We start from the raw sequence: 24,590 nt of genomic DNA, 5'->3' as shown, positions 1-24,590 counted from the left end.
ACCGTGGAAGCATGATGTATCGGGCTGTCTGGGAAGTCACGATGGTCGTGCACTTCATCGCGATCGGCTACATCGCCCTGGGGGGATTCCTCGCCTGGCGCTGGCCGCGCCTGATCTGGCTCCACCTGGCCTTCGCCGTCTGGGGCCTGATCCAGCTCACCGGCCTGGTGGAATGCCCGCTCACCGCGCTGGAGAACTGGGGCCGTCACCACGCCGGAGCCAGCGGCCTGAAACCGGGCGGCTTCATCGACACCTACATCGAAGGGGTCGTCTACCCGGCCCAGTATGTCTGGCTGGTCCGCTGGGTCGTCATCGCCGCCATCCTGATCTCCTGGGCCGGCGTTCTCCGCGCTCAGCTCGGCAGGCCACACAGATCCACCGCGTAGTCCCAGAACCGCTGCTGCACCGCCTTCGGCGGCACGACCTCCATCGTGTACGTCTCCCCGATCCCCGGCGGGGTGCCCCAGAGCGGGAACAGATACGCCTGCTTGGCCTCGGCGAACGCGTGCGGATCACACCGCGACGAGGTGACCAGCACGGGAATCTCCAGGCTCGCCCCCGACAGCACGGCGACCGGCTTGCGCTTGCCGGACACCGGCTTCAGGTCGAAATGCGTGGTCGCGCCCACATCGTCGATGGTGACCGGTTCGCCGCCGCCCTTCCGGACCACGGTGAGAACCCCGCGCAGGGAGTCCCCCTCCCGGGTCCAGTCGGACCCGAAGGACACGTCGATCGCCTGCTTCAGGATGAACTGGGCGCACTCGGACTTCACCAGGCGGGCCAGCAGTGGATCGGTGGCCGGGATCGGGTACCTGACCTCGCGCAGCGGCTCGTCCCCCACTCGGAGCCTGGTCACGATCACCGCCGGTTTCGGAGCGGGGATGGTGGTGGGGTGGCAGCGCGCGGGGCCGTACGGGATGGGGAAATCCGTCCGGAGCGTACGGGTGAGCGCCATGTCCACCCGTTTGGGGGGCATAGTGTCGAATGAGTCGGAAAGCAGCTGGAGTTCGCTGAAGTAGACCGGTGTCGTGGTCGTGTTGGTGACCGCCACCCGCATCCGGTGCACGGGGACATCAGAACGCAACTGCTGCAACGAGACCGAAACACCGGTTGGGGGCTCGGTTGATTGGGTAGCCTGTCCACCGCACGCGATGACGCTCAACAGCGTTGAGACGGCAGCTAACCTCCAGAAATGCCCCATAGCGGGTAAGGCTAGGACACCTTAGCGATCGCGTGAAGTCACTGACAATTAGGCCACAGCAATGGAAGCCGTCACTATCAAGTGGTCTGGACCAATTAGGCTAGGACTCGTGAGTCGTCGAGCAAAGATCGTCTGTACCCTCGGTCCCGCCACCTCCTCTCCGGAGCGCCTCCGCGAACTGATCGCGGCGGGCATGGACGTGGCGCGATTCAACCTCTCCCACGGCAGTCATGAACTGCACCAGGAGATCCTCGACCGGGTGCGTGAAGCGGCCGCCGACTGCGGCCGCGCCGTCGGCGTCCTCGCCGACCTGCAGGGCCCCAAGATCCGCGTGGGCAAGTTCGCCTCCGGGCCGGTTCGGCTCGGCGTCGGCGACGTGCTGACGATCACCACCGAGGACGTGCCTGGTGATCGCGACATGGTCTCCACGACCTATCAGGGCCTGCCCGGAGACGTCAGCCCAGGGGACACCATCCTGGTCGACGACGGCCGCCTCAACCTGGAGGTGACGGCGGTCGAAGGGCCGCGGGTCACCACCCGGGTGGTGGTCGGCGGCATGATCTCCGACAACAAGGGCCTCAACCTGCCCGGCGTCGCGGTCAGCGCCCCCGCGCTCACCGAGAAGGACGAGACGGACCTGCGCTGGGCCCTGCGCACCGGCTTCGACATGATCGCCCTGTCCTTCGTGCGCTCCGCCGAGGACGCCATGATCGTGCACAAGATCATGGACGAGGAGGGAGTCCGCCTCCCGCTGCTCGCCAAGGTGGAGAAGCCGCAAGCGGTGGACTGCCTGGAGGAGATCATCGACGCCTTCGACGGCGTCATGGTGGCCCGCGGCGACCTCGGCGTGGAGCTGCCGCTCGAGCAGGTGCCGATCGTGCAGCGCCGGATCATCGAGCTGTGCCGGGAGAAGGCGCACCCGGTGATCGTGGCCACCCAGATGCTCGACTCGATGATGAACGCCCCCCGCCCCACCCGCGCCGAGGCCTCCGACGTGGCCTACGCGGTGATGGACGGCGCGGACGCGGTCATGCTCTCCGGCGAGACCTCGGTCGGCAGCTACCCGATCGACTCGGTGGCCACCATGGCGAAGATCGCCACCGCCGCCGAGGGCGCCACCCTGCACGCCACCCACAACCTGGACCGCCGCCCCGAGACCACCGGCGGCGCCATCGCCCGCGCGGCCGCCGAGGTGGGCGCCATCGTCGGCGCGAAGGCCCTGGTGGCCTTCACCATGTCCGGCGAGACCGCCCGCCGCCTGGCCCGCTATCGTTCCCCGATCCCGCTGATCGCCTTCACCTCGAACCCGCAGATCCCCGGCCAGCTGGCCCTGACCTGGGGGGTGCAGACCTTCCAGGTTCCGTTCGTGCACCACACCGACGACATGGTCCGCCAGGTGGAGGCCTCGCTGCTCGCCCTGGGCGAGTTCGAAAAGGGTGACAAGATCGTTATCGTGGCGGGCTCCCCGCCCGGGAGCCACGGCTCCACCAACGCGCTCCGGGTCCACACCATCGGCTCCGCGGTGGCCCACCCGCAGGCCTGACCCGGGAAACGGAACAGCCCGCCGAGCATCCGCCCGGCGGGCCGTTTTCGTGCCCTGAGTGGGATTCGAACCCACACTAGATGGTGTTTGAGACCATTTCCTCTGCCGTTGGGATATCAGGGCAGACGACCGTCCGGGATCATGTCGGCCCCCGGGCGTGTTCCTAATGTAGCGGACGTCGGTAACCTCTTGTGCGTGACTGGAACGCAGCGGCGAGTGGTGATCGCGGAAGATGAGGCACTGATCCGCCTCGACCTGAAGGAGATGCTGGAAGAGGACGGCTACGCGGTCGTGGGGGAGGCGGGCGACGGTGAGACGGCCGTCAAGCTCGCCACCGAGCTCCGCCCCGACCTGGTCATCCTGGATGTGAAGATGCCGGTCCTGGACGGGATCTCGGCGGCCGAGCAGATCGTGTCCGAGCGGATCGCGCCGTGCCTGATCCTGACCGCGTTCTCCCAGCGCGACCTGGTCGAGCGGGCCAGGGACGCGGGCGCGATGGCGTATCTGGTGAAGCCGTTCACCAAGGGCGACCTGGTTCCGGCGATCGAGATGGCGGTCAGCAGGCACGAGGAGATCGCGGCGCTGGAGAAGGAGGTCACCACCCTCTCCGAGCGGCTGGAGACCCGCAAGCTGGTCGAGCGGGCCAAGGGCCTGCTGATGGCGCAGCACGGCTGGACCGAGCCGCAGGCGTTCCGGTGGATCCAGAAGGCCTCCATGGACCGGCGGCTGAGCATGCGCCAGGTGGCCCAGGCGGTGGTAACGGAGGCGGCGGGGCCGTCCTGACCTGGGATGGTCATGAGCAGGGCGCATGGGCGATCTTGCGGCTTTGGCCGCTTTCGTCCGCGACGTTCCAGGTCAACGGCATCGCCGGGCTAGGTTGAGGACTTATTACGACTCCGCATCCAAGTGCCGTCAGTTCTGATGCATTGCTGGTCAGAGCAGTGTGGTGTTATGTACGTTTTCCGCATTCGATCGGGTTCACGCCGACCCCTCTGGCGTGTCCCGGGCATGGATGAAGGAGACACTTCATGATCCGCATTGCCCCCCTCGGGCGCGTGCTGGTGGTCGCCACGGCGGCCAGCCTCGCCCTGACGGCCTGTGGTGGTGGCGAGGAGACCGCGACGCCGGCGACCTCGGCACCGGCCGCTTCGTCCGCGCCCGCCGCAGCGAAGGGCGACGGTGTGCTCACCATCGGCACCCTGCTGCCGCAGACGGGCAGCCTCGCGATCCTGGGCCCGCCTGAGTTCGCCGGTGTCGATCTTGCTGTTGAGGAGATCAACGCGGCCGGTGGCGTGCTCGGCAAGCCGGTTGTCAAGAACCACACCGACTCCGGCGACACCTCGACCAACATCGCGTCGCAGTCGGTGGACAAGCTGCTGGCCCAGAACACCGACGCCATCGTGGGCGCCGCCTCCTCGGGTGTCTCGCTGTCGGTCATCGACAAGATCACAGGTGCGGGCGTCGTGCACTTCTCGCCGGCCAACACCTCTGACGAACTGACCACCTACGCCGACAAGGGCCTGTACTTCCGTACCGCCCCGCCGGACGTGCTCCAGGGCCGCGTGCTGGGCGACCTGGTGGTCGCCGACGGCAACGACACCGTGGGCATCCTGGCCCTGCAGGACGCGTACGGCACCGGCCTGGCCGACAACACCGAGAAGGCCGTCACCAGCGGCGGCGGCCAGGTGGTCGAGAAGATCATCTACGACCCCAAGGCGACCGACTTCTCGGCGGACGTGGCCAAGCTCAAGGCCGCCAACCCCAAGGGCATCGTGCTCATCGGCTTCGCCGAGACCGTCAAGGTCATGCAGGAGCTGATCAAGCAGGGTCTGACCACCGACAAGCACAAGTGGTACCTGGTCGACGGAAACCTCTCCAACGAGAACTTCCTCGACTTCCCCAAGGGCACCATGGACGGCGTCAAGGCCACCCTGCCCGGGGCGGCCGCCCCGGACGCGTTCCAGGCCAAGCTCAAGGCGATCAACCCGGACCTGACCGACTTCAGCTACTCGGCCGAGTCCTACGACGCCACCAACCTGATCGCCCTGGCCGCCGAGGCCGCCAAGAGCGACGCGGGCGTGGACATCGCCGCCAAGCTGACCGAGGTCAGCAAGGGCGGCACGAAGTGCTCGGACTTCAAGAGCTGCGTCGACCTGCTGAAGGCCGGCACGGACATCGACTACGACGGCGTCAGCGGTCCGGTCGAGTTCAACGACGCCGGTGACCCGGCCGTCGCCACGATCGGCATCTACCAGTACGGCCCGGACAACACCTACGACACCAAGGCCCTGGAGTACCGCACCGGCAACATCGCCGGCTAAGGCCCCACGGGTTACGGCCGCCGAGCCCCCCGGGGGGGTTCGGCGGCCCTTGTCGTATCTGGACACATCCACAAGGATTCTCGGTGTGAAAGCACGCAATAGGGCACTGATCGCTCTGGTGTCGGCCCTGACCACCCTCGCCGCCTGCACCCAGCAGGCCCCCGCGACCAGATTCGCCACCGGCGGCGACCCCGATGACGACCCGTGCACCCGCATCGTCTCCGCCATCGGCTACGCGGGCCTGCTGCTGTCCCCGGCCGGCCAGGAGGACGAGCAGAACTTCGAGGACGCCGTCATCGGCCGCCTGGCCGAACTCCAGGGCATCATCCTCACGTACGGCCCGGCCATGCCCGCCGACCTGGCGGGCCCGGTCGAAACCGTCACCCGTACCACCAAGGCCCTGTCCAACGGCCACCTGCCCCGCGACCAGCAGGTGAAGCTCCTCAAGGAGTACCGCCCCGCCGCTGATTCCGTCGTCAGCGGGTGCGCCTCGTAGGCAAACAAACAAGCTGGTTACTTATTGATGACGAAAAGGCGTTAGCGCGGCGACGTGGGACTATGCTCCCGCCAGCGCATTGCACACTCAATGCGATTCGCGTTGTTCGGGATGGGCGAGGCACAACCTCACCATGACCTAATGAGGGAGCTCCATTGCGTAGAGCCGTGATCGCGTTCACGGCCTTCCTGGGTGGCGTCATCCTCCTTCTCTCGGCTGGGGCGGGCACCGCCTGGGCCGAGGGCGAGGGGCTGAGAGGCACACTCACATTCCAAGGCCAGCCGGTGAACGGCGTGAAGATAACGGTCACCACCGAGTCCGGCGCGCCGGTCGCCGAGGTGACCAGTGACGCCAAGGGCGCGTGGGAGGTCCCCGTCCCCGCGGCGGGCAGGTACACCGTCAAGCTGGACGCCACCACCCTGCCGCCCAACGCGCAGGTGCGCGGCGGCAACCTCACCAGAACCCCGAGCGTGTTCGCGGGGAACGTCTCGACCGTGCTGTTCGCCCTGGCGGCCGCCGACGGCGCGGGCGCGCCCGGCGAGGAGCCGGAGTCCAGCGCGGAGAGCCGCTGGTGGACCCGGGTGGCGCAGCTCACCTTCGAGGGCTTCAACCTCGGCCTGATCATCGCGCTCGCCGCGATGGGCCTGTCGCTGATCTTCGGCACCACCGGCCTGACCAACTTCGCCCACGGCGAGTTGGTCACCCTCGGCGCCGTCTTCACCTTCTTCTTCAGCAGCGCGGTCGGGCTGCCGGTGATCCTCGCCGGATTCATCGCGGTCCTGCTGGGCGGTCTGTTTGGCTATCTCCAGGATCGTTACTTCTGGGGGGTGCTGCGCGCCCGGGGCACCGGCCTGATCGGCATGATGATCATCTCGATCGGCGTCGCGCTGTTCCTGCGCTACGCGATCCTTTTCTTCTTCGGGCCGCAGAGCCAGCCGTACCCCCAGTACGCGGGCCAGCCCGGCATCGAGGTCGGCCCTATCTCAGCCGCTCCCAAGAACTTCATCGCGATGGGCATCGAGCTCGCCGTCCTGATCATCGCCGGGCTGGCGCTGCTGAAGACCAGGACGGGCAAGGCGGCCCGCGCGGTCGCCGACAACCCCGCCCTGGCCGCCTCCTCCGGCATCAACGTGGACCGGGTCATCCGGATCATCTGGACCGCTGGCGGCGCCGTCGCGGCCCTGGCCGGGGTCATGCTCGGGCTCTCCCAGAACGCGCAGTTCCAGATGGGCCAGGACATGCTGCTGCTGATCTTCGCCGGGGTCACCCTGGGCGGGCTCGGCACCGCGTTCGGCGCCCTGGTCGGCTCGCTGGTCGTCGGCCTGTTCATCCAGGTCTCCACGCTCTGGGTGCCGCCGGAGCTGAAGAGCGTCGGCGCGCTGGCCGTGCTCATCATCGTCCTGCTGCTACGCCCGCAGGGCATTCTCGGCCGCCGCGAGCGGATCGGTTAAGGGGGGACGTTCGTGGACTGGCTCACAATCTTCGTCACCACCGTCGAAGCCGCCGTCGGCGTCGAGACGGTCGTCTACGCGCTGGCCGCCCTCGGGGTGAACATCCAGTTCGGCTACAGCGGGCTGCTCAACTTCGGCCAGGCGGCCTTCCTCGGCGTCGCCGGGTACGGCCTGGCCGTGATCGTCTCCACCTTCGGCCTGCCCTTCTGGCTCGGCATCGTGGTCGGCCTGGTCAGCGTCGTGGTGTTCGCGTTCCTGCTCGGCGTGCCCACGCTGAAACTCCGGGCCGACTACCTGGCCATCGTGACCATCGCGGCCGCCGAGATCGTCCGGCTGGTCTTCCGCTCGGTGGCGTTCAAGGACGTCTTCGGCGGCTCGGACGGCCGCCGCGCCTTCTCCAGCACGTTCTACGACATGAACCCCTTCCCACCCGGCGACTACGAGATCGGCCCGGTCGGGTTCACCGACCGGGTGCTCTGGGTGCTGGTCGTCGGCTGGGTCCTCGTCGGCATCTCCTGCCTGGCCATCTACCTGCTCATGAGGAGCCCGTGGGGCCGCGTGCTGAAGGCCATCAGGGAGGACGAGGACGCCGTGCGCAGCCTCGGCAAGAACGTCTTCTCGTACAAGATGCAGGCCCTGATCCTGGGCGGCGTGGTGGGCAGCTTCGGCGGGTACGTGTACGCGCTGGGCTTCGCCTCGGTGCAGCCCGACGTGTTCGGCACCGAGCTGACGTTCTACGCGTACACCATCGTGATTCTGGGCGGCGCGGCCCGGGTGTTCGGCCCGGTGCTGGGCGCGTCGATCTTCTGGGTCCTGCTCGTGCTCATCGGCAACACCCTCAGCGAGGCGGTCAGCGCCGGTTACATCACCTTCATGACCACCACCCAGGTCGGCCCCGTGCGCTTCATGCTCGTCGGCCTCGGCCTGATCTTGCTGCTGGTGTTCCGGCCGCAGGGCATCTTCGGCGACAAGAGGGAGATCGCGCTCGATGCACGCTGACCCGACCGGCTTCCGTGCCAAGGCCCAGGCCGCCTTCGCGGGCCTGGAATCCGAGCCCGGAGTGCCCAAGCCCGACCCCATCCTGGTGGTGGACAAGGTGGTCCGCAGGTTCGGCGGCCTGACCGCCGTGGACGTGGACCACGTGGAGATCCAGCGCGGCTCCATCACCGCCCTGATCGGCCCCAACGGCGCCGGCAAGACCACCTTCTTCAACCAGCTCACCGGCTTCGACACCGCCGACGCCGGCGAGTGGACGTTCAACGGCACCCGGCTCAACGGGGTGCCCGCGCACCGGGTGGCCCGCCGCGGCATGGTCCGCACCTTCCAGCTCACCAAGGCGCTGTCCAAGCTCACCGTGCTGGAGAACATGCGGCTCGGCGCGCAGGGGCAGAAGGGTGAGAACTTCTTCCGGGCGTTCTTCTCCTCGATCTGGCAGGGCCAGGAGGACGCCATCACCGAGCGCGCGGAGATTCTGCTCGAACGGTTCAAGCTGGACAAGAAGCGCGACGACTTCGCCGGGTCGCTCTCCGGCGGCCAGCGCAAGCTGCTGGAGATGGCCAGGGCCCTGATGGTCGAGCCGGAGCTGGTCATGCTGGACGAGCCGATGGCGGGCGTCAACCCGGCCCTCACCCAGTCCCTGCTCGGCCACGTCAAGGACCTCCGCGACCAGGGCATGACCGTGCTGTTCGTGGAGCACGACATGGACATGGTCCGGGACATCAGCGACTGGGTCATCGTGATGGCGCAGGGCGCGGTGATCGCCGAAGGGCCGCCGGACACGATTATGTCCGACTCGCGGGTGATCGACGCCTACCTGGGCGCGCACCACGACGCCCCGCTGTCGGAGGAGGAGGCCGAACGCCAGCTGCACGAGGCGGAGGCCGAACTGGAGGAACTGGCGGCGGACGGCGACCCTGTCGAGCCTGTCGAGTCCGTCGAGGAGAAGAAGGAGGCCAGCGCGTGAGCACCACCGAGACCGACCGCTCGGCTCATCTGAGCGGCGCGGCCACCGCCGTGCTCCGCTGCGACGAGCTGTACGCGGGCTACGTGCCGGGCGTCAACATCCTCAACGGTGCCGACCTGTACGTCGGCGACGGTGAGCTGGTCGGCATCATCGGCCCCAACGGCGCTGGCAAGTCGACCCTGCTCAAGGCCATGTTCGGGCTGGTGAACGTGCGCAGCGGCACGGTCGTGCTGAAGGGCGAGGAGATCACCAACCTGAAGGCGCACGCGCTGGTCACCCGGGGCGTCGGGTACGTGCCGCAGACCAACAACGTCTTCCCCAGCCTGACCATCGAGGAGAACCTGGAGATGGGCGCCTTCCAGGTGCCCAAGAAATTCCGGGAGCGCTTCGAGTTCGTCTGCGAGATCTTCCCGGCGCTGCGGGAACGGCGCAGGCAGCGGGCCGGATCCCTGTCCGGCGGCGAGCGGCAGATGGTGGCGATGGCCCGGGCGCTGATGACCGAGCCGTCGGTGCTGCTGCTGGACGAGCCGTCGGCGGGCCTGTCGCCCAAGCTGCAGGACCTGGTCTTCATCCAGGCCCAGCAGATCAACAAGGCCGGGGTGACGGTCATCATGGTCGAGCAGAACGCCCGCCGCTGCCTGCAGATCTGCCACCGCGGCTACGTCCTGGACCAGGGCCGCAACGCCTACACCGCGACCGGCGCGGAACTCATGAACGACCCCAAGGTGATCGAGCTCTACCTCGGCACCCTGGCCCGCGCCTAACCCTTGAGAGCCCGTGGTTCGACTTTTGGGACCATGCAACCGCTTCCCCGGCGGGTGCACGTTGTCTACTCGGCCGTCCCACGGGCTCTGAGGGTCAAACGGTAGCGACCCCTGGGGCTGCTGCGCAAAGAGAGCGGTGAAATTGGCCGATCCTCTGGATCGGCGGCCAAGCCGCTTGGTTGCACGTGGCTATGAGACATCGCGGAGCATGCAGGTGAGGCGGGAGGTGCACACCCGGCGGTCCTGGTCGTCGGTGATGACGATCTCGTAGGTGGCGATGGTGCGCCCGCCGTGCAGCTGGGTGGCGACGCCGGTGACGTGGCCGGTGGTGGCCGAGCGGTGGTGGGTGGCGCTGATCTCGATGCCGACCGCGATCCGGCCGGTCCCGGCGTGCATGGCGGCGGCGGTGGACCCGATCGTCTCGGCCAGCACCACCGAGGCGCCGCCGTGCAGCAGCCCGTACGGCTGGGTGTTGCCCCGCACGGGCATCCGGGCCACCACGCGCTCCGCGGTCGCCTCCACGAACTCGATGCCCATGCGCTCGGGCAGGTGCCCGTTCCCGGCCTCGTTCATCAGTGCGACGAGCTCTTGGGTCAAGGCTCTTCCTTCCGCAGGTTTTCTGTCGTAGGGGCAGACTAGGCTGCGGGTGTGCCGAAGAACGAAGCCACCCCCACGCGTCCCCGCCTCCTGCTCCTCGACGGGCACTCGCTGGCCTACCGGGCGTTCTACGCGCTGAAGGACGCCAACCTCATGACGACCGACGGCCAGCACACCGAGGCGGTGTATGGCTTCACGTCCATGCTGACCAACATCCTGCGCGACGAGACGCCGACGCACATCGTGGTCTGCTTCGACCGCAGCGAGCCCACGTTCCGGCACGAGGCGTTCGCCGACTACAAGGCGAATCGCTCCGAGACCCCCGAGGACTTCCGCGGCCAGGTCCAGCTGATCTTCGAATTGCTCGACGCGCTGCGCATCCCGCGCCTGTCGCTGCCCGGCTTCGAGGCCGACGACCTGATCGCCACGCTGGCCACCCAGGCCGACGCCGAAGACATGGACGTGCTCATCGTCACCGGCGACCGGGACGCGCTCCAGCTGGTCAACGACCGGATCACGGTGCTGATGACCCGCCGCGGCATCAGCGACATGACCCGCTTCACCCCGGAGGCCGTCCGGGAGAAGTATGGGCTGAGCCCGCGGCAGTATCCGGACTTCGCGGCCCTGCGCGGCGACCCCAGCGACAACCTGCCCAACATCCCCGGCGTGGGCGAGAAGACCGCGATCAAGTGGATCGTCGACTACGGCTCGCTGGAGGAGCTGGTCAGGCGGGCCGACGAGGTCAAGGGCAAGGTCGGCGGCATGCTCAGGGAACACCTCGGCCAGGTGATCCACAACAGGATGCTGACCGAGCTCAAGCGCGACGTGGCCCTGGACGTGCGGCCCGCCGAGCTGACCATGGGCCAGTGGGACCGCGAGAAGATCAACGAGCTGCTCGACTCGCTGCAGATCCGCGGCGAGCTGCGCGAGCGCCTGTTCAAGACCCTGGGCACCGCCGAGCCGGAGATCGAGGGCGCGGTCCACGTCGAGGTCACCACGCTCGCCCCCGGCGAGATCGCCGCCTGGCTGGCCGCCCTCCCCGAGGGCCGCGCCGGCCTCGCCTTCCGCGGCGCCTATGGCAGCGGCACCGGCCGCCTGGACGGCATCGCGATCGCCTCCCCGGACGACTCGGCCGCCTACCTCGACCCCACCCAGCTCACCCCCGAGGACGAGAAGGCCCTGGGCGCCTGGCTGGCCGACGACACCAAGCCGAAGACCGTGCACGACGCCAAGGGGCCGCTGCTGGCCCTGTGGGCGCACGGGCTGGACCTGCGCGGCCTGACCTGCGACACGGCGCTGGCCGCCTACCTGGCGCTGCCCGGCCAGCGGAGCTTCCCGCTGGACGACCTGGTCCTGCGCTACCTGCACCGCGAGCTGAAGGCGGAGGCCGACGGCAACGGCCAGACCAGCCTGTTCGAGGAGGACGACACCGCCGCCCAGGAGCTGGGCATGCGCGCGCTGGCCGTCCGCGACCTGGCCATCGCGCTGGAGAGCTTCCTGTCCGAGCGCGGCGGCACCCGCCTGGTGACCGACGTGGAGCTGCCGCTGGTCCGGGTGCTGGCCGAGGTGGAGCAGGCCGGCATCGCCGCCGACCGCGAATACTTCGCGGCGCTGGAAGCCGAGTTCGCCGCCGCCGTCAAGCAGGCCACCGAGGCCGCGCACGACTCGGTGGGGGAGCAGTTCAACCTGGGCTCGCCCAAGCAGCTCCAGGAGATCCTGTTCGTCAAGCTCAACCTGCCGAAGACGAAGAAGACCAAGACCGGTTACACCACCGACGCCGACGCGCTGGTCTGGCTGGCCGCGCAGACCGAGCACGAGCTTCCGACGATCATGCTCAGGCACCGGGACCAGCAGAAGCTGCGCACCACGGTGGAGGGCCTGATCAAGGAGATCGGCGACGACGGCCGCATCCACACCACCTTCAACCAGATCGTGGCCGCCACCGGGCGGCTGTCCAGCGAGAAGCCCAACCTGCAGAACATCCCGATCAGGACCGCCGAGGGCCGCCGGATCCGCAAGGGCTTCGTCGTCGGCGCGGGCTACGAGACGCTGCTCACCGCCGACTACAGCCAGATCGAGCTGCGCATCATGGCCGACATGTCCGGCGACACGTCGCTGATCGAGGCGTTCGAGTCCGGCCACGACTTCCACATGGCCACCGCCGCCAAGGTCTTCGACGTCGGCCCGGAGCTAGTCACCGGCGAGATGCGCGCCAAGATCAAGGCGATGAACTACGGCCTGGCCTACGGGCTGTCCGACTTCGGGCTGTCCGGCCAGCTGAACATCCCGGTCGCCGAGGCGCGCGCGCTCAAGGACGGCTACTTCGAGGAGTTCGGCGGCATCCGGGACTACCTGGAGGCCATCGTCGCCCAGGCCCGCAAGGACGGTTACACCCAGACCATCCTCGGCCGCCGCCGCTACCTGCCCGACCTGACCAGCGACAACCGCCAGCGCCGGGAGATGGCCGAGCGGATGGCGCTCAACGCCCCGATCCAGGGCTCCGCGGCCGACATCATCAAGGTCGCGATGCTCAACGTGCAGCGCGCCATCGCGGGCATGCGCTCCCGCATGTTGCTCCAGGTCCACGACGAGCTCGTGTTCGAAGTCGCGCCGGGCGAGCTGGAGGCCCTGCGGGAGGTCGTGGTCGACCAGATGCGTGGGGCGTATGAGCTGCGCGTGCCCCTGGAGGTCTCGGTCGGGGTCGGCACCACCTGGGAGGATGCTGGCCATTAACCGGGGGACCGGCCCGTTCAGATGCGCGAGGCGTATGAGCTGCGCGTGCCCTTGGAGGTCTCGGTCGGGGTCGGCACCACCTGGGAGGACGCCGGCCATTGACCGGGATCGGCCCGTTGACCGTGGGATCGTCCGTGTGTTGCCGGGTTGTCGCGTGTGATGGCCGGGATTGATACCGCGCGCCCGTGACGGGCGCTAAGGTCGTCTGACTGTGCGCAAGCTTGCTGGGGTGACCGCCGTCGCCAACGTGCTCGTCGTGGCGACCGCTCTGGTCGTCCTCGCGGTGCTGCCCTCGGCCGACGACGAGCAGACGGGCCAGGGCAAGGTCCAGGCGGCGCCCCGATTACCGCAGCCGACGCTGCCGGCCCCCGTGCCGGCGACCGTCGAGTCGGCCAGGAAGGTCAAGGCCAACGAGCTCGGCAAGGTGCCGGTGCTCATGTATCACCGAATTCTGAAGAAACGTTTGGCGTCCATTGACCGAACTCCCGCGCAGCTCAAGAGCGAGCTCGAAAAGCTGGCCACCCGCGGGTTCGTGCCGATCACCGCGGCCGAGTTCGTGGCGGGCGCCATCGACATCCCGGCGGGTACCCATCCGGTGGTGCTGACCTTCGATGACGGCAATCCCACGCATTTCGCGCTGGACGCGGCGGGTCTGCCGAAAAAGGACACCGCGGTCGGGATCATCTTCGAGGTGGCGGCCAAGTACCCGGCCTTCCGGCCGGTCGCCACGCTCTGGGTCAACCGCGAGCCGTTCGGGCTGAAGGACGAGGCCGGGCAGGCGGCGGCGGTGCGCTGGCTGCTGGAGCACGGCTTCGAGGTGGCCAACCACACCTACGGCCACCCGGACCTGCGCCGGCTCACGAACAAGCAGGTCAGCGAGCAGATCGTCCGGGAGGAGCGGCTGCTCAAGAAGCTCGGCGTGACCTCCTCGACCACCTTCGCGCTGCCGTTCGGGTCCCAGCCGAGGAAGCGGAGCCTGGCGGTGAAGGGGAGCTGGGACGGGACGTCGTACCAGTTCGCAGGGGTTTTCCTGGCGGGGGCCGAGCCGTCGGTGTCGCCGTTCGACGAGCGCTTCGATCGGCGGGCCATCCAGCGCATCCAGTCCAACGGGACGGCGGGGGACTGCCGCAAGTGGTGCTCGACGTACTGGCTGGAATGGTTCAAGAAGCACCCCGGCGAGCTATACACGGCCGACGGAGATCCCGATAGCCTCTCTCTTCCAAAGCAACGCCATGGTGATATAGGTTCAAAGCGGCCTAAAAGGGTCATCGAGTACTAAGGGACTCGTGTGCCCCTCCGATTGACCAGAACCGTCAGGTCTCATATGCTGATCGCTGCGCTGTGGGCTCGCGCGCGCCTCAAGGGAGCGGGCTCGCGCTCGCTCATCCCTTCCTCGGTTTGAACGAAACAGGGCCTGCCGCGCTTCGGTCACAACGACATCTGTCCGGTTCGGAGCAATTCCACACATGACGAGCAGCACTGAGGCCACCTCGAGCACCCCGCAGGTAGCGGTCAACGACATCGGTTCCGAGGAGGCCTTCCTCGCCGCGATCGACGAGACCATCAAGTACTTCAACGACGGAGACATCGTTGAAGGCACCGTCGTCAAGGTCGATCGAGACGAGGTCTTGCTCGACATCGGTTACAAGACCGAGGGTGTCATTCCCTCGCGTGAGCTCTCCATCAAGCACGACGTCGACCCCGCCGACGTCGTCGCCGTGGGTGAGCACGTCGAGGCCCTGGTCCTCCAGAAGGAGGACAAGGAAGGCCGTCTGATCCTGTCCAAGAAGCGCGCCCAGTACGAGCGCGCCTGGGGCACGATCGAGAAGATCAAGGACGAGGACGGCATCGTCACGGGCACGGTCATCGAGGTCGTCAAGGGTGGTCTCATCCTCGACATCGGCCTGCGCGGCTTCCTCCCGGCGTCGCTGGTGGAGATGCGCCGCGTGCGCGACCTCCAGCCGTATGTGGGACGCGAGCTCGAAGCGAAGATCATAGAGCTGGACAAGAACCGCAACAACGTGGTTCTCTCCCGCCGCGCCTGGCTTGAGCAGACCCAGTCCGAGGTGCGCCAGACCTTCCTCAACACCCTGCAGAAGGGTCAGGTCCGCAAGGGCGTCGTCTCCTCGATCGTCAACTTCGGCGCCTTCGTGGACCTCGGCGGCGTCGACGGACTCGTGCACGTCTCCGAGCTGTCCTGGAAGCACATCGACCACCCGTCCGAGGTCGTCGAGGTCGGCCAGGAGGTCACCGTCGAGGTGCTCGACGTGGACATGGAGCGCGAGCGCGTCTCCCTCTCGCTCAAGGCGACGCAGGAAGACCCGTGGCAGCAGTTCGCGCGCACCCACCAGATCGGGCAGGTCGTGCCCGGCCGGGTCACCAAGCTGGTGCCGTTCGGCGCGTTCGTCCGCGTCGAGGAGGGCATCGAGGGCCTGGTCCACATCTCCGAGCTGGCCGAGCGCCACGTCGAGATCCCCGAGCAGGTCGTCCAGGTCGGCGACGAGATCTTCGTGAAGATCATCGACATCGACCTCGACCGTCGCCGCATCAGCCTGTCGCTCAAGCAGGCCAACGAGGGCGCCGGTGTGGACGTCGAGTTCGACCCCACGCTGTACGGCATGGCGGCGACCTACGACGACCAGGGCAACTACATCTACCCCGAGGGCTTCGACGCCGAGACCGGCGAGTGGCTGGAAGGCTTCGACAAGCAGCGCGAGGAGTGGGAGCGGCAGTATGCCGAGGCCCAGGCTCGCTTCGAGGCCCACAAGACCCAGGTCGAGAAGGCCCGCGCCGAGGAGGCCGAGGCGAGCGAAGCCGCGCCCTCCAGCTACTCCGGCGAGACCCCGGCTCCGGCCGCTTCGACCGGCGGCGCCCTCGCCTCCGACGAGGCTCTCGCCGCCCTGCGCGAGAAGCTCGCCGGCGGTCAGAGCTGATCACCGCTTCACCTACGAAGAGCCCCGCTTCGGCGGGGCTTTTCCGTTTCCTCGGACGCTCATAGCGTTGCTGGGGTTGATCTACTTTGTAAAGCCGCCGGCATCTGTTCCGGTGGGACAGCCGCGCCAGGCTTGCCGATAGGGTGGCGCGCGTGCCGGACATTCAGCGGGCCTCGCCCGGGGACGCGGGGGAGATCCTCACCCTGCAGCGTGCCGCCTACGTGAGCGAGGCCCAGCTCTATGGGGATCCGTTCATCGCCCCGCTAGTGGAGTCCCTGGAACAGCTCCGCAAGGTGGTGGAGACCTCCGTCGTCCTCACCGCACGGGACGGCGGCCGGATCGTCGGCGCGGTGCGCGGCCGGGTGGCCGAGCCGGGGGAGCAGGGGCGCACCTGCGTCGTCGGGCGGCTGGTCGTCGCCCCCGACCGCCAGGGCCAGGGCATCGGCACGGCACTCCTGTCCGCCGTCCACGACGCCGTCCTGGCCGAGCACCCCGACGTGCACGCCTTCGACCTGTTCACCGGCCACCTCTCCGGCGGCAACCTGCGCCTCTACCGCCGGCAGGGCTACCGGGAGACGCACCGGGAGCGCCTCCAGGACCACCTGACCCTGGTGCATCTACGCCGCCCGGCTAAGCTGCCGTCGTGAAGATCGGACTAACCGGCGGCATCGGCTCCGGCAAGAGCGAGGTCGCCAAACGCCTGGCCGCCAGAGGCGCCCTGGTCATCGACGCCGACCTCATCGCCCGCGAGGTCGTGGAACCCGGCACCCCCGGCCTCGCCGAGATCACCGCCACCTTCGGCGACACCATCCTCCGCCCCGACGGCACCCTGGACCGCGAGTCCCTCGGCCGCATCGTCTTCACCGACCCCGACCGCCTCAAGGCCCTCAACGCCATCGTCCACCCCAAGGTCGGCGCCCGCGTCGCCGAACTCCAGCACACCGCCCCCGAGGACGCCATCGTCGTCTACGACGTCCCCCTCCTGGCCGAGAACAACCTCGCCTCCATGTACGACAAAGTCATCGTCGTAGACGCCGATGACACCACCCGCCTAACCCGCCTCACCACGATCCGGGGCATGTCCCCCGAAGACGCCCAGGCCAGAATCGCCGCCCAGTCCACCCGCGACGCCCGCCTCGCCATCGCCGACATCATCATCGACAACAACGGCCCCCTAACCGCCCTGGACGCGCAGGTAGCCGAACTCTGGCACGAACTCACCCATGTAGCCCCATAGCAACTCTTTAAGTACCTGGGACTCCATGTCGTTGGTCTTGCGGACCACCAGGGCCTGGCTGATTAGTCTCTGGTGCGGGAGGCGCGGTGGCCGAGTTCATGGGGATGGACCCAGCCGGGGTGCAAGCGTTGATCCGGCGGTTGGAAGCGGGGAAGAGCGTTCTGGCGGGGGTGCGGCCGGGGTTGGAGGCCGCGATAACCAGGCGCTGGCCAAGAACCTCCGTCCCCATCTGGGCGAGTTGGCGCTGGAAGCGGCGGCGAAAGAGGCTTTGGCCACAGCTATGGAGCGCCATGCCAGAGAGTTGGAGGGCGTGTTCGCCGGGGTGCCCGGCGGAACCGTCGGCTATTGGACCGGGGACGCGGCGGTCAGGTTCGCGGACGCGGCGCGCCGGCTTGACCGAGGGATCGCCGAACTCGCCGAGAACTGCAGGCTGACGGCGCGGGCCCTTCGACGAAGCGCCGAGAGTCTTCGTGCCATCGCTATGCTGCCCACGGCGTGACGTGGTGTCATTCCGGCGACTTGAAGCAGGCCGTCTTCCCGACAATCAAGATATTCGGCTCGGTGGTCCGCGCGGCGACCATGAATGTCACCGCGGACTCGGGTTTCTCCATCACGATCACTGCGAGGTTGTTGTCCCAGAAATCGAGATCGTCCACCAGTTCGTCGTAGTCCAGCACGAGCAGTTCGCCATGCGCCGCTCCGGCCGCGGTGCCAGGGGCTTGGGGTCCGCCCGGCAGAAAGTTTCCCTGGGCGCGGAAGAAGCGCTGCTTCGACCCCGGGACACAGGCCGTCTCCGAGTCCTTCTCGGCCTTTTCGGTTATCTGGAACCGTCCTACGCGCGAGACCATATTCGATACCAGCAACTTTTCGCCGTCCCTCACCAGATTCTGGGTCGCCTCTGCGAAGGTCGGTGGCGGTGGGTCGGAGGAGCACCCGGTCAGTGTGGTGAAACAGATTCCTGCGGCGGCGATCCGGAGGGCAAGCTGCACAGTCCGGAGGCTACCCGAATCGCCGTATTGGCTTGATGAGTTTCCTGCGCCGGATATAGGTAACGGCTCCCGCGAGTTGCGCGGGAGCCGTACCGGAGAAAAGGGTTAGAACCAGCCGCGGCGTTGGGCCATGGACTGGAGGCCGGCGGCGAGGGCCTGTTCGGCGGCGGCGGGGTTGCCGTTCAGGGGGACGGTGAAGCGGTTGTAGACGTCATGGCCGGAGGAGATGAAGCCGCCGCGCTTGTCGGCTTCGAGGATGACGTCCATGGAGTGCGGGCCGGTGATGAAGGTCAGTTCCAGGGCCTGGAAGTGGCGGCTCCACTGCGGTCCGGCGTAGTACTCGATCTCCTGGTAGAACGGCATGTGCGAGCCCTGCAGGGTGCCGCGCTCCAGGTCGGCCTTGCTGAACCGGAAGCCCATCCGGTCCAGCGCGGTGATCAGATGTTCCTGGATCGGCAGCGGGTTCACGAACAGCGGGTCCAGGTCGCCCTTGTCCAGGGCCCCGGCCAGCGAGAGTTCGGTCGCGACGCCGAGCGTCATGCCGCGCAGCGGATGCCCGCCGATGGCGCTGATCGGCGTCTCCCACGGCACCGGGATCTGGAACGGCTGCGCGTGCGCCGCGTTCGGCTGGAGGTGGAAGGGGCCGGCGACCTGCTGGCGGAGGAAGCTGTGGGACTGCTTGTATTCGCTGTCGCCGCTCTCGACCTCGACCACCGCGGTGAAGTCGATGAAGATGCCTTCGACCTTGTAGTCGCTGGCGCCGCCGCGGAAGTTGACGGTGCCGACGAGGGTCTCACCCGGCCGGACGGTGGAGGACTGCAGGACGGTGTCGACCTCGACACCGGCGCCGAACGCGGCCATGAGCTTGCGGAAGACCATTTTCTGAGGCTCCTTGAAGGGGGACGTCGGATTGTTTAAACGGCCGGTCAGGCCGGGGGGTTCCCCAGCCCGAGCCGGGGAAGCAGTTGGGCGAGCAGGAGTGCCGACGCCGGGTCGCCGCCTTCCGAGGTGCGGATGACGAGCGGCGTCGGCGCGTTCTCCGCCAGTTTGGCACCGACGTCGAGCCGCCGCCGGGCGAGTTCGTACCGCAGGACGGCCCGGTTGTCCCGGTAGGAGGCGGCCAGCCGCCGGAGCGCCGTGGCCTCGTTCTCGGCGGCGGTCAGCTCGGCCCGCCCGCGCGCCTCGATCTCCCAGCGCACCCGCTGGGCCTCGGTCTCCTGCTCTTCGAGCATCCGGGCGACATCCTTGCGCGCGGTGTTCTGCGCCGCTTTGACCTCGACGAGCCGGGCGTCGCGGGTCTTCTTGGCCCGCTCGATCTCCATCAGCAGCGTGTCGATCCGCCGCTTCCTGGTGAGTTCCCATTCCCGCTCGTACGCCGAGAGTTCCTTGGCCACTTTCTCCCGCGTGGCCAGATGCTGCTGGTAGGTGTCGGGAAGTTGCACGTCGGGGATGTTCGCCCCGGTGACCCGCACGCCGTACCGGCCGAGCTGGCGGTTGAGCGACTCTTGCATGTCGCCCACGTCGGACCCGCGCAGGTCGTAGGCACGCTCGGTGGTGACCCGCCGGGACCGCTGCCGGATCGCGTCCTGTACGGCGCTGCTGAGCACCAGGTCGAAGTTGCCCGCCCCGATCGTCCGGACGAACGCCACCGGATCGACGATCCGGAACTTGAGGAAGAACTCGATCGACTTCAGCGGCACGTTCTCGGCTGTCGGGCAGGCGATGATGGGCGCCGTGTACGGGATCTCGGTGGAGGTGTCCACGACCGCGTCGACCCGGTCCCACGGCAGCCACAGGTAGTGGCGTCCCGGCGGGAGGTTGCCGGAGATCGCGCCCCAGCGGCTGCGCACGCCGGTGGTGCCTTCCTCGATCTCGATGATGGCCCGCCGCCACAGCCACACCACGGCGACCAGCAGGACCACGAGCGCGGCGCTCGCGGCCAGAGGGCGCAGGGTCTCGCCGCTCATGGCGGCCGTGCCGGCCAGATACAGGGCGAGCAGGAGCAGCCCCACCCAGGCGTACCCGCGCCGGTCCTTCGGGATCACCACGGGCACCAGCTGCCCGCGCTCGCCGCCGCGCAGCAGTTGCCGGATGTCCGACCAGGACGCCAGCGATTCCTTGATCTTGGAGGATTCGCGGCTCATCGCTTCAGCCCTTCGATCTCGGCCTGCCGGCCGTCCACGCGTGCCTGGATGGCGCCGAGCCTGGCCTGGATGTCGGCCATGTCGGCGTCGGTGAACAAGGGGGCCTCGCCGGTGCCGACCAGCTCCCCGGCGAGCGCCAGGAAGTTGATCTCCTGGGCGTCGCCGACCTGCACGACCTGCGGCAGCCGCGCGGCCACCGACTCCAGCTTGTCCAGCACGTCCTGCTGGTAGCGGTAGTCGAGGATCTCGGGGGCCTCGGCGCTGCTCAGCGCCCGGATGTCGAGCGCCTGCGCCTCCAGCAGGGCCGCGGTGGCCTTGGCGGTGCTCTCCGCCTCGATCAGGCGCTGCCGCGCCTGCGCCGTCGCCCGGTGCGACTCGCGTTCCAGCGCGGTGTCCATCTGAGCCTGGTACGTCGCGATCTCGGCCTGGATTCCGGAGAGCGTCTCGTGGAGCCCGGCCAGTTCCCTGGTGAGGTCGCCCTCGTTCTGTTCCTTGCGCAGCTGGAGCTCGTACTCGTAGGTGTAGGCCTCCTTGGCCACCCGGACCATCTCGGGGGCGGCCAGGTCCATGCGGTATTCCTGGCTGGACGGCTCGGCGTGGGTGATGTTGACGTCGGTCATCCGTACGGCGGGCAGGAACTGCTGGTTGAGGTTGTCCAGCATGCCCTGGGTGCTTTCGCCGACCAGGTCGTAGATGTCCTCGGCTCGCTGGGAGTAGATCAGGCTGCGGGTGACCTCGCTGATCGCGTTCTGCAGCTTGGACTGGAAGCCGCCGACCGAGCCGAGCACGAAGATGAACTCGGCCGGGTCCTCGATCCGGAACTGTAGAAATAGATCTACCGAGGCTTTGACACCCTGCTGGGTGGGCGCTTCCCTGATGGGCGCGTTGAAGGGGTATTCCCTGGTCGTGTTGACGATGTAGCTGACCCGTTTCCACGGGCTGAACAGGGTCACCCGGCCGGGTTCCGCGACCTGGACGAGCTTGCCGAACTTGGTGATCAGCGCCCGGCAGCCCTCCGGGACCATGACCACGCTGCGCCGCCACCACAGGAACAGCGCCGCCAGCGCGAGCACGGCCCAGTAGTGCGGGCCGAACAGGCCGTCCAGGTCGACGCCGAGCCCGGACAGGCCGACCCCGCCGAGACCGATCGCGGCCAGCCCGGCCAACCCGAATAGCTGGAACACCAGCCAGCCGGTGCCGGACTTGGGAATGACGACGGGGGAGATCACGTGCGTCGCGCCGCCGCCGGGGGCCTGGCCCTCGAAGCTGCGGTTGACGATCTCGTTGGCCTCGGTCAGCTGGGCGCTGCGGGCTTCGAGGGAGGTGCCCGCGGCGACGTTCTCCAGGCGGGCGTCGAGGAAGTCGCGCGGATCGAGGCGGAACGCGGACGATTCGGCGTAGTCACCGACGGCCGCCAGCATGGTCTGGCGCGGATCACCACCCGCCGCGACCGTCTGTGCCACCTCCATGACCTTCTGGGCGGCGCCCTGATATTGACTCGACATCACGCTCCTCAATTTTTACCCCGACCTGGAATTCAGATGATTCCGGACCGTATCGGGGCGGACTTGATGATCGCTTGCAAAGCTCGGCCGCGCCTGTGTCTGGACTGAGGAGCGCAGGTCGCGAAGCGGCCGGAGTGACGAGGGAAGACGCAGGCTGAAGGCGGCCGAGCCGCCGCGCCGGAGGCGCGGCGGTGAACACAGCCGCGCCTGTGTCTGGACTGAGGAGCGCAGGTCGCGAAGCGGCCGGAGTGACGAGGGAAGACGCAGGCTGAAGGCGGCCGAGCCCGCCGATCCGGAGGATCGGCCATTGACACCGCTGCGGAAATGTCGGTGGGGGCGCGTAGGTTATGGAAGCGTGAGGCCGGTTACAGATTTGCAGCGCAAGGTGGCGCCTTTCGAGGTGATCACGGAGATGAAGCCGTCCGGTGACCAGCCGGCCGCGATCGCGGAGCTGGAGCGCCGGGTCAGGGCTGAGAGCAAGGACAACGTGTTGCTGGGCGCCACCGGCACGGGCAAGACGGCGACGGTCGCCTGGCTGATCGAGCGCCTGCAGCGGCCCGCCCTGGTCATGCAGCCCAACAAGACACTGGCCGCCCAGTTCGCCAACGAGCTGCGCGAGATGCTGCCCAACAACGCGGTCGAATACTTCGTCTCCTACTACGACTACTACCAGCCTGAGGCTTACGTCCCGCAGAGCGACACCTACATCGAGAAGGACTCCTCGGTCAACGAGGAGGTCGAGCGGCTGCGCCACTCGGCCACCAACTCGCTGCTGACCCGCCGTGACACGGTCGTGGTGGCCTCGGTGTCCTGTATCTACGGTCTTGGTACGCCGCAGGAATATGTGGACCGGATGCTCCGCCTGAAAGTGGGGCAGGAGATCGAGCGCGACCGGCTGCTCCGGCGCCTGGTCGACATGCAGTACGCGCGGAACGATCTCGCCTTCACCCGTGGAACCTTCCGCGTGCGCGGCGACACCATCGAGATCATCCCGATGTATGAGGAGCTCGCCGTCCGGATCGAGATGTTCGGCGACGAGATCGAGAAGCTGGCCACCCTGCATCCGCTGACCGGCGAGGTGGTGACCGAGGATCAGGAGCTCTACATCTTCCCGGCGTCGCACTACGTGGCGGGCCCGGAGCGGATGGAGCGGGCGATCAACGGGATCGAGGCGGAGCTGGCCGAATGCCTGGCCACGCTGGAGCAGCAGGGCAAGCTGCTGGAGGCGCAGCGGCTGCGGATGCGCACGACGTATGACATCGAGATGATGCGCCAGGTCGGCACCTGCGCCGGGATCGAGAACTACTCGCTGCACATCGACGGCCGGGAGCGCGGGTCCGCGCCGAACACGCTGCTGGACTACTTCCCCGAGGATTTCCTGCTCGTGCTGGACGAGTCCCACCAGACCGTGCCCCAGATCGGGGCCATGTACGAGGGGGACGCGTCCCGCAAGCGCACCCTGGTCGAGCACGGCTTCCGGCTGCCCTCGGCGATGGACAACCGGCCGCTCAAGTGGGAGGAATTCCTGGAGCGGATCGGGCAGACCGTCTACCTGTCGGCCACCCCCGGCCCGTTCGAGCTCGGCCGGTCCGGCGGCGACGTGGTCGAGCAGGTCATCCGGCCGACCGGCCTGGTCGACCCGGAGATTGTCATCAAGCCCACCAAGGGCCAGATCGACGACCTGATGGAGGAGATCAGGACCAGGGCCGACAAGGACGAGCGGGTTCTGGTCACCACGCTGACCAAGAAGATGTCCGAGGACCTGACCGACTACCTGCTGGAGAACGGCATCCGGGTGCGTTACCTGCACAGCGAGGTCGACACCCTGCGCCGGATCGAGCTCCTGCGCGAGCTGCGCTCCGGCGAGTTCGACGTGCTCGTCGGCATCAACCTGCTCCGGGAGGGCCTCGACCTGCCCGAGGTGTCCCTGGTGGCGATCCTGGACGCCGACAAGGAGGGCTTCCTGCGCTCCGGCACCTCGCTCATCCAGACCATCGGCCGCGCCGCCCGGAACGTCTCCGGCCAGGTCCATATGTATGCCGACCGGATCACGCCGAGCATGGAGTCGGCCATCGACGAGACCAACCGCCGCCGGGCCAAGCAGGTCGCCTACAACGAGGCCAACGGCATCGACCCGACCCCGCTCCGCAAGAAGATCGCCGACATCCTGGACTCGCTCAACCGCGAGGACGCCGACACCGCCGAACTCCTCGGTGGCGGCGGCCGCCAGCAATCCCGCGGCAAGGCCCCCGTCCCCGGCCTCTCCTCCCGCCAGACCGGCCAGCACGCCAAGGCCATCGTCGGCGAAATGCCCCGAGCCCAACTGGAGTCCCTGATCGAATCCCTGACCGCCCAGATGCACTCCGCCGCCGCCGACCTCCAGTTCGAGGTCGCCGCCCGCCTCCGCGACGAAATCAAGGAACTCAAACGCGAAGTCCGCGACATGCGCACAGCAGGCGTCAGTTAGAGACGTTCTCGTTCACGTGTTTGACAGGCGCGTGGATTAGGGGCGTTCCAGTTCGCGTGGCTCAGTTCGACAGGCGCGTGGACGGGGTGATCGATCACAGAACCCTCCCGAGGAGTTCCGGCTGATCCCGCCAGGCGCTGGCAATGCGGCGAACGGCGGGGGCGGGCGGAGGCCCGCAAGGAACAAAGGGGGTGGGTGGGAGAGCCACCGTGCCGTGGCTGTCGTTTCGTCCAGTAGCCACGGCGA

At 68.0% G+C, this 24,590-nt stretch carries 22 protein-coding genes and 1 tRNA gene; 16 read left to right on the top strand and 7 right to left on the bottom strand.

Annotation, left to right across the window (positions count from 1 at the left end; all coding sequences use genetic code 11):
- Nucleotides 1-11: 11 nt before the first annotated feature.
- On the top strand, nt 12-386 hold the full coding sequence (locus ABGB08_RS49470) for a DUF2784 domain-containing protein (RefSeq protein WP_347605841.1): 375 nt from the start codon (nt 12-14) through the stop codon (nt 384-386).
- Here ABGB08_RS49470 and ABGB08_RS49465 read toward each other — a convergent pair.
- Nucleotides 353-1,084, bottom strand: a complete 732-nt coding sequence (locus ABGB08_RS49465) for a hypothetical protein (protein ID WP_347605838.1) — start codon at nt 1,082-1,084, stop codon at nt 353-355. The two genes, ABGB08_RS49470 and ABGB08_RS49465, sit on opposite strands and share 34 nt — an antisense overlap.
- Nucleotides 1,085-1,310: 226 nt before the next feature.
- Between ABGB08_RS49465 and pyk the strand changes: the two genes are divergently transcribed.
- A complete protein-coding gene (pyk, locus tag ABGB08_RS49460) occupies nt 1,311-2,744 on the top strand; it encodes a pyruvate kinase (protein ID WP_347605835.1) in 1,434 nt (477 codons plus the stop codon).
- A gap of 50 nt (nt 2,745-2,794) precedes the next feature.
- Here pyk and ABGB08_RS49455 read toward each other — a convergent pair.
- Nucleotides 2,795-2,867: transfer RNA gene (locus tag ABGB08_RS49455), tRNA-Leu, on the bottom strand.
- A gap of 66 nt (nt 2,868-2,933) precedes the next feature.
- Here ABGB08_RS49455 and ABGB08_RS49450 point away from each other — a divergent pair.
- From ABGB08_RS49450 to ABGB08_RS49420, 7 genes are all read left to right on the top strand, one after another.
- Nucleotides 2,934-3,527 (top strand): response regulator, encoded by a 594-nt coding sequence (locus tag ABGB08_RS49450; protein ID WP_155342999.1) that lies wholly within the window; start codon nt 2,934-2,936, stop codon nt 3,525-3,527.
- Between the two features lie 245 nt (nt 3,528-3,772).
- On the top strand, nt 3,773-5,065 hold the full coding sequence (locus ABGB08_RS49445; protein WP_347605832.1) for an ABC transporter substrate-binding protein: 1,293 nt from the start codon (nt 3,773-3,775) through the stop codon (nt 5,063-5,065).
- 85 nt (nt 5,066-5,150) lie between these two features.
- On the top strand, nt 5,151-5,561 hold the full coding sequence (locus ABGB08_RS49440; protein ID WP_347605829.1) for a hypothetical protein: 411 nt from the start codon (nt 5,151-5,153) through the stop codon (nt 5,559-5,561).
- Nucleotides 5,562-5,716: 155 nt separating this feature from the next.
- Nucleotides 5,717-7,012: a branched-chain amino acid ABC transporter permease gene (locus ABGB08_RS49435; RefSeq protein ID WP_347605826.1), complete on the top strand. Its 1,296-nt coding sequence runs from the start codon at nt 5,717-5,719 to the stop codon at nt 7,010-7,012.
- Nucleotides 7,013-7,024: 12 nt separating this feature from the next.
- A complete protein-coding gene (locus ABGB08_RS49430) occupies nt 7,025-8,011 on the top strand; it encodes a branched-chain amino acid ABC transporter permease (RefSeq protein WP_347605823.1) in 987 nt (328 codons plus the stop codon).
- Nucleotides 8,001-8,975 carry an ABC transporter ATP-binding protein gene (locus ABGB08_RS49425; protein ID WP_347605820.1) on the top strand — a complete coding sequence of 325 codons (975 nt, stop codon included), beginning with the start codon at nt 8,001-8,003 and terminating at the stop codon, nt 8,973-8,975. The genes ABGB08_RS49430 and ABGB08_RS49425 overlap by 11 nt, the downstream gene beginning before the upstream one ends.
- Nucleotides 8,976-9,004: 29 nt before the next feature.
- Nucleotides 9,005-9,739: an ABC transporter ATP-binding protein gene (locus ABGB08_RS49420; protein ID WP_347605862.1), complete on the top strand. Its 735-nt coding sequence runs from the start codon at nt 9,005-9,007 to the stop codon at nt 9,737-9,739.
- Nucleotides 9,740-9,928: 189 nt separating this feature from the next.
- On the opposite strand, the gene ABGB08_RS49415 is transcribed toward ABGB08_RS49420, so the two are convergent.
- Complete coding sequence (locus tag ABGB08_RS49415; RefSeq protein WP_347605859.1) at nt 9,929-10,312, bottom strand: hotdog fold thioesterase; 384 nt, start codon at nt 10,310-10,312, stop codon at nt 9,929-9,931.
- 75 nt (nt 10,313-10,387) lie between these two features.
- Here ABGB08_RS49415 and polA point away from each other — a divergent pair, with 75 nt between their 5' ends.
- From polA to ABGB08_RS49385, 6 genes are all read left to right on the top strand, one after another.
- Nucleotides 10,388-13,069, top strand: coding sequence for a DNA polymerase I (gene polA / locus ABGB08_RS49410; protein ID WP_347605817.1), 2,682 nt, complete (start codon nt 10,388-10,390; stop codon nt 13,067-13,069).
- A 211-nt stretch (nt 13,070-13,280) separates the two neighbouring features.
- Nucleotides 13,281-14,348 carry a polysaccharide deacetylase family protein gene (locus ABGB08_RS49405; RefSeq protein ID WP_347605814.1) on the top strand — a complete coding sequence of 356 codons (1,068 nt, stop codon included), beginning with the start codon at nt 13,281-13,283 and terminating at the stop codon, nt 14,346-14,348.
- Between the two features lie 187 nt (nt 14,349-14,535).
- Nucleotides 14,536-16,002 carry a 30S ribosomal protein S1 gene (rpsA, locus tag ABGB08_RS49400; RefSeq protein ID WP_155343006.1) on the top strand — a complete coding sequence of 489 codons (1,467 nt, stop codon included), beginning with the start codon at nt 14,536-14,538 and terminating at the stop codon, nt 16,000-16,002.
- A 152-nt stretch (nt 16,003-16,154) separates the two neighbouring features.
- The gene (locus ABGB08_RS49395; protein ID WP_347605811.1) at nt 16,155-16,649 is read left to right on the top strand and encodes a GNAT family N-acetyltransferase; all 495 of its coding nucleotides are present in this window, start codon (nt 16,155-16,157) and stop codon (nt 16,647-16,649) included.
- A 2-nt stretch (nt 16,650-16,651) separates the two neighbouring features.
- Nucleotides 16,652-17,239, top strand: a complete 588-nt coding sequence (gene coaE, locus ABGB08_RS49390) for a dephospho-CoA kinase (protein WP_347605856.1) — start codon at nt 16,652-16,654, stop codon at nt 17,237-17,239.
- Between the two features lie 280 nt (nt 17,240-17,519).
- Nucleotides 17,520-17,738 (top strand): hypothetical protein, encoded by a 219-nt coding sequence (locus tag ABGB08_RS49385; protein ID WP_347605808.1) that lies wholly within the window; start codon nt 17,520-17,522, stop codon nt 17,736-17,738.
- 7 nt (nt 17,739-17,745) lie between these two features.
- On the opposite strand, the gene ABGB08_RS49380 is transcribed toward ABGB08_RS49385, so the two are convergent.
- The 4 genes from ABGB08_RS49380 to ABGB08_RS49365 form a co-directional block, all read right to left on the bottom strand.
- Entirely contained in the window at nt 17,746-18,228 is a 483-nt protein-coding gene (locus tag ABGB08_RS49380; protein ID WP_347605805.1) for a hypothetical protein, read from the bottom strand.
- A gap of 105 nt (nt 18,229-18,333) precedes the next feature.
- Nucleotides 18,334-19,107 (bottom strand): sporulation protein, encoded by a 774-nt coding sequence (locus ABGB08_RS49375; RefSeq protein ID WP_347605802.1) that lies wholly within the window; start codon nt 19,105-19,107, stop codon nt 18,334-18,336.
- 47 nt (nt 19,108-19,154) lie between these two features.
- Complete coding sequence (locus tag ABGB08_RS49370; RefSeq protein WP_347605800.1) at nt 19,155-20,372, bottom strand: SPFH domain-containing protein; 1,218 nt, start codon at nt 20,370-20,372, stop codon at nt 19,155-19,157.
- Nucleotides 20,369-21,877: an SPFH domain-containing protein gene (locus ABGB08_RS49365; protein ID WP_347605797.1), complete on the bottom strand. Its 1,509-nt coding sequence runs from the start codon at nt 21,875-21,877 to the stop codon at nt 20,369-20,371. The genes ABGB08_RS49370 and ABGB08_RS49365 overlap by 4 nt, the downstream gene beginning before the upstream one ends.
- A 355-nt stretch (nt 21,878-22,232) precedes the next feature.
- Here ABGB08_RS49365 and uvrB point away from each other — a divergent pair, with 355 nt between their 5' ends.
- Complete coding sequence (uvrB, locus tag ABGB08_RS49360) at nt 22,233-24,344, top strand: excinuclease ABC subunit UvrB (RefSeq protein ID WP_347605794.1); 2,112 nt, start codon at nt 22,233-22,235, stop codon at nt 24,342-24,344.
- Nucleotides 24,345-24,590: the final 246 nt, after the last annotated feature.

The organism is Acrocarpospora sp. B8E8 (assembly GCF_039871605.1).
GTDB classification, from domain to species: domain Bacteria; phylum Actinomycetota; class Actinomycetes; order Streptosporangiales; family Streptosporangiaceae; genus Acrocarpospora; species Acrocarpospora macrocephala.
Note: the sequence above shows the minus strand (reverse complement) of the source record. Positions and strands in the feature narration are given on the sequence as shown.

Bases quoted from the DNA above. Each gene is read 5' to 3' on its own strand.
- ABGB08_RS49470 (WP_347605841.1), top strand. From the start codon at position 12: ATGATGTATCGGGCTGTCTGGGAAGTCACGATGGTCGTGCACTTCATC.
- ABGB08_RS49445 (WP_347605832.1), top strand. From the start codon at position 3,773: ATGATCCGCATTGCCCCCCTCGGGCGCGTGCTGGTGGTCGCCACGGCG.
- ABGB08_RS49425 (WP_347605820.1), top strand. From the start codon at position 8,001: ATGCACGCTGACCCGACCGGCTTCCGTGCCAAGGCCCAGGCCGCCTTC.
- ABGB08_RS49415 (WP_347605859.1), bottom strand. From the start codon at position 10,312: ATGAACGAGGCCGGGAACGGGCACCTGCCCGAGCGCATGGGCATCGAG.
- rpsA (WP_155343006.1), top strand. From the start codon at position 14,536: ATGACGAGCAGCACTGAGGCCACCTCGAGCACCCCGCAGGTAGCGGTC.
- ABGB08_RS49385 (WP_347605808.1), top strand. From the start codon at position 17,520: ATGGAGCGCCATGCCAGAGAGTTGGAGGGCGTGTTCGCCGGGGTGCCC.
- ABGB08_RS49375 (WP_347605802.1), bottom strand. From the start codon at position 19,107: ATGGTCTTCCGCAAGCTCATGGCCGCGTTCGGCGCCGGTGTCGAGGTC.
- ABGB08_RS49370 (WP_347605800.1), bottom strand. From the start codon at position 20,372: ATGAGCCGCGAATCCTCCAAGATCAAGGAATCGCTGGCGTCCTGGTCG.
- ABGB08_RS49365 (WP_347605797.1), bottom strand. From the start codon at position 21,877: ATGTCGAGTCAATATCAGGGCGCCGCCCAGAAGGTCATGGAGGTGGCA.